Source organism: Actinoallomurus acaciae (assembly GCF_042429965.1).
GTDB classification, from domain to species: Bacteria; Actinomycetota; Actinomycetes; order Streptosporangiales; family Streptosporangiaceae; genus Actinoallomurus; species Actinoallomurus acaciae.
In genome coordinates, this window is sequence record NZ_JBHLZP010000574.1 from 1 (window position 1) to 4,901 (window position 4,901).

2 protein-coding genes and 1 pseudogene are annotated in these 4,901 nt (G+C 73.8%); all 3 read left to right on the plus strand.

What is annotated here, in order from left to right:
- Positions 1-293, plus strand: a pseudogene (locus ACFFNX_RS42225) (TetR/AcrR family transcriptional regulator); the annotation flags it as partial.
- 47 nt (positions 294-340) lie between these two features.
- On the plus strand, positions 341-3,127 hold the full coding sequence (locus tag ACFFNX_RS42230; RefSeq protein WP_378211869.1) for an FAD-binding and (Fe-S)-binding domain-containing protein: 2,787 nt from the start codon (positions 341-343) through the stop codon (positions 3,125-3,127).
- A gap of 73 nt (positions 3,128-3,200) precedes the next feature.
- On the plus strand, positions 3,201-4,748 hold the full coding sequence (locus tag ACFFNX_RS42235; RefSeq protein WP_378211870.1) for an aldehyde dehydrogenase family protein: 1,548 nt from the start codon (positions 3,201-3,203) through the stop codon (positions 4,746-4,748).
- Positions 4,749-4,901 lie beyond the last annotated feature (153 nt).

The window sequence follows — 4,901 nt, forward strand, 5'->3', positions numbered from 1 at the left end:
CCCGGATGCTGGCCCGGTACGAGCTCGCCCTGGAGGCCACCCGCCGGAGCGAGCTGCGCGCCGCGCTCGTCACGGCCGGCGCCCGCTTCCGCGCCATCGCCGAGGACCTGCTCACCGCCCTGGGCGCGGCCGAGCCCGCGCGGCAGGCACCGATCTTCGTCGCCTGCCTCGACGGGCTGATCTTCGATCATCTCGCCGGTGCCGGCGCGCTCGAACTCACCCCCGATGAGCTGCGCGCCGCGCTGGCCGATCTGCTGCGGGCGTTCGCGGGCCCCGGCGGGCGCGTCGATTGAGCGGCCCGCCCGTCGCCACCCGTTCCCGATCTGCGACGCTGGGCATGATGAGCACACTCGAACACGACCTGCGCGCCGCACTCGACGGCGAGGTCGACTTCTCCGTACGGTGCCGGGCCGAGTACTCCTATGACGCGTCCGTCTATCGGCGTGTGCCGCTCGGCGTGGTGTTCCCCCGCTCCGCCGACGACGTCACCGCCGCCGTGCGCGCGGCGCGTGACCACGACGTGGCGATCACCGCGCGCGGCGCGGGTACGAGCATCGCCGGCAACGCGGTCGGCGAGGGGCTCGTCGTCGACTTCTCCCGGTACATGAACCGGATCGTCGAGCTCGACCCCGAGCGGCGGATCGCGCGCGTCGAGCCCGGCGTCGTGCTGGACGACCTCAACCGGGCGGCGGGCCGGCACGGCCTGCGGTTCGGCCCCGACCCGTCCTCCCGGAGCCGCTGTGTGCTCGCCGGGATGATCGGCAACAACGCCTGCGGCACCCGGGCGCTCGTGTACGGCCGCACCTCCGACAACGTCGAGTCCCTCGACGTGCTCCGCTACGACGGCACGGCGCTGACGGTCGGCGCCCACGGCAAGGAGCCCGCCGACCCGTTCATCGAGGAGCTGCGGGCGCTGCGCGACCGGCACCTGGCCACGATCCGCACGTCGCTGGGGCGCTTCCCCCGCCAGGTCTCCGGCTACGGCCTGGAGCACCTGCTGCCGGAGAACCACTTCCACGTCGCACGGGCGCTCGTCGGCAGCGAGGGCACCTGCGCGTTCACGCTCGGCGCGACGCTCCGGCTCGTCTCCGAGCCCGAGACCAAGGTCCTCGTGATCGCCGGTTTCCCCGACTTCGTGGCGGCCGGCGAGGCCGTCCCCCGGGTCCTGGAGCACGGCCCCAGCGCCTGTGAGGGGCTGGACGCCCAGATCGTCCAGATGGCGCGCGGCAGCGACCGCTCCGGCCTGCCGGAGGGCACGTCCTGGCTGCTCATCGAGCTCACCGGCGACGACGCGGAGGACCGGGCACGGGCGCTGGCGCGGGAGTTCCCCGGCGCGGTCGTCGAGACCGACCCGCTCCGGCAGGCCGCCGTCTGGAAGATCCGTACGGACGGCGCGGGCCTGGCCACCCGGGCGCCGGACGGCTCGCAGGCGTGGCCCGGCTGGGAGGACTCGGCGGTGCCGCCGGACCGCCTCGGCGCGTACCTCGGCGAGCTGCGGGAGCTGTTCGCCCGCTTCGGCGTGCACGGCGCGGCGTACGGGCACTTCGGCGAGGGCTGCCTGCACATCCGCATCGACTTCGACCTGGCCACCGAGCGCGGGCGCAGGACCTTCCGCGAGGTCATCGAGGAGGCCACCCGGCTCGTCGCCGCCCACGGCGGGTCGCCGTCGGGCGAGCACGGCGACGGCCGGGCCCGCTCGGAGGTGCTCCCGCTGGTCTACGACGACGACGCCCTGAAGGCGTTCCGCGAGTTCAAGAGCGTCTGGGACCCCGAGGGCCGGATGAACCCCGGCGTCCTCGTCGACCCCGAGCCGATCGACGACCGGCTGCGCACGGAGGGCATGCGGCCGCGCCCGCGCACGTTCCTGCCGTTCGCCGCGGACAACGGCGACTTCCGGCAGGCGCTGCACCGATGCGTCGGCGTCGGCAAGTGCCGCAGCGACCACGGCGGCGTCATGTGCCCGAGCTACCGCGCCACCCACGACGAGAAGGACTCCACCCGCGGCCGGGCCCGCGCGCTGGAGGAGATGCTGCGCGGCGACCTGGACACCGCGGGCTGGCGCTCGGAGTCCGTGCACGAGGCCCTCGACCTGTGCCTCGCCTGCAAGGGCTGCGCCTCCGACTGCCCGGTGAACGTGGACATGGCGACGTACAAGTCGGAGTTCCTGCACCACCACTACCGGCGGCGGCTGCGCCCGATGGCGCACTACTCGATGGGCTGGCTGCCGGTGTGGCTGCGGCTCGCCCGGGGCCCACTCCGCGCCGCGTCCTCCCCCGGCCGCCTCCCGCGGGCGCTCGCCGGGCTGGGCAAGCGTCTCGGCGGCGTCGCGCCCGAGCGTGACCTGCCCGCTCCGGCGAAGCAGTCGTTCACCCGCTGGTTCCGGCGCCACCACCGGGCACCCGGCGGTGACCGGAAGCAGGTCCTGCTCTGGCCGGACACGTTCACCAACCACTTCACCCCCTCGGCGGCGCGGGCCGCCGTACGGGTGCTGGAGGACGCCGGGTACGAGGTACTCGTGCCGGACGGCCAGGTCTGCTGCGGGCTGACGTGGATGAGCACCGGACAGCTCACCATGGCGCGCCGCGTCGCCCGCCGGTCGCTGGAGGCGATCCACCCGTACGCCGCACGTGGCATCCCGATCGTCGGCCTGGAGCCGAGCTGCACCGCCGCGCTGCGCGGCGACTGGGAGAAGCTGCTGCCCGGCGACGAGCGGCTCGCCGACCTGAGGATCCGCACGTTCGCCGAGCTGCTGGAGGAGGCCGGCTGGTCGCCGCCGCACCGGGCGCGCAGCGCCATCGCGCAGATCCACTGCCACCAGCACGCCGAGCTGGGCCAGGACGCCGATCTGCGGCTGCTCGCCAAGGCCGGGGTGGAGATCACCAGGCCCGAGTCCGGCTGCTGCGGGCTGGCCGGCAACTTCGGCTTCGAGAAGGGGCACTACGACGTGTCCGTGAAGATCGCCGAACGCGGCCTCGCGCCCGCGGTCCGCGACGCCGCGCCCGGCACGATCGTGCTCGCCGACGGGTTCAGCTGCCGTACGCAGATCGCGCAGCTCACCGGCCGTGAGGCCGTCCACCTCGCCGAGGTCCTGCTGCCCGGGGAAGGACACCGGGACGATCGCGAATGAGCCGGGGCGGTTCGTGGGCGGCGGCCGGACACGGGACGATGTGACGGACCCGGTCTCGGAGGAGGATTCAGCGATGCAGACCGTCACGTCGGTGGTGGGGGGCCGGCCGTACCCGGCCGCGGACCGGACCGTGCGTTCCGTCAACCCCGCGGACCTGTCCGATGTCGTGGCCGAGGTGAGCCTGGCCCGGCCGCGGGAGATCGTCGGCGCGTGCCGTACGGCGCACGGGGCGCAGGCGTCCTGGGCCGCCGTGCCCGCGCCCGTGCGCGGCCGCGTCGTGTCGAGCGTGGGCCGCCTGGTCGAGGCGAACAAGGACCGCCTCGCACGGCTCGTCACCCGCGAGATCGGCAAGCCGTACGCCGAGGCGCTCGGCGAGGTGCAGGAGATCATCGACACCTGCGACTTCTTCCTCGGCGAGGGCCGCCGCCTGTACGGGCAGACGGTGCCGTCGGAGATGCCCGACAAGCAGCTGTTCACCTTCCGGGTGCCGGTCGGCACCGCCGTGATCATCACGGCCGGCAACTTCCCGGTCGCGGTGCCGTCGTGGTACCTGGTGCCGGCGCTGCTCTGCGGCAACACCGTGGTCTGGAAGCCCGCCGAGTACGCCGCCGCGTCAGCCCACGCGCTGTACGAACTGTTCGCGCACGCGGGACTGCCCGAGGGCGTGCTCAACATCGTCCACGCCGACGGGCCCGACACCTTCGCCGGCCTGTCCGACGCGCTCGTCGCCAAGGTCGTGGACAAGGTCGGCTTCACCGGCTCGTCCCGGGTCGGGTCGCGCATCGGCTCCCTCTGCGGCCTGCACCTGCAGACGCCCTGCCTCGAACTGGGCGGCAAGAACCCCATGGTCGTGGCCGAGGACGCCGACCTGGACCTGGCGGTGGAGGCCGCGCTGTTCTCCGGCTTCGGCACCGCCGGGCAGCGCTGCACCTCGCTCGGCACCGTGATCGTGCACGAGTCGGTGCACGGGGAGTTCGTCCGCCGCTTCGACGCCGTCACGCGCTCGGCCCCGGTCGGCGACCCGGCGCAGGACGTGGTGTACGGCCCGCTGCTCGCCGAACGCTTCGCCGAGTCGTACGAGAAGTACCTCGGCTGGATCGGGGACCGCACGACGTACGGCTCGACCGGCGTCGGCCGCATCACGGCGGACAACCCGCGGGAGGGATTCGTCGGCGACCCGTCCACCGGGCTGTACTACCACCCGGTGATCGTCGACGGGCTGGACGTCGAGGACGAGCTGTTCCGGCAGGAGACGTTCGGTCCGATCGTGGGCGTGATGCCGTACACCACCCTCGATGAGGCCATCGAGCTGGCCGACCTGCCGGGGTACGGCCTGTCCTCGTCGATCTACACGACCGACCCGGCGAAGGTGTTCGCGTTCCGGGCCGGCATCGGCGCGGGGATGGTGAGCGTGAACAACTCCACCTCCGGCGCCGAGGCGCACCTGCCGTTCGGCGGCAACGGCCGCTCGGGCAACGGCAGCCGCCAGTCCGGCCAGTGGGTCCTCGACCAGTTCACCCGCTGGCAGTCGCTGAACTGGGACTACTCCGGCCGTCTGCAGAAGGCGCAGATGGACGTGGCCACCATCGAGCCGGACCCGCACTTCCGCCTGGAGACCTGACCCGCGGCGGCGGCCGCTCAGGCTCTCGGGCGGATCTCGCCGGAGCCGCGGGGCACGTAGCGGGTCGGCACCACCACGTGCCGCGACGGCAGGTGGTCGGCGCCGCCCCGCACGCGAGCCAGCAGCAGGCGGGCGGCGGTCCGGCCGATGCTC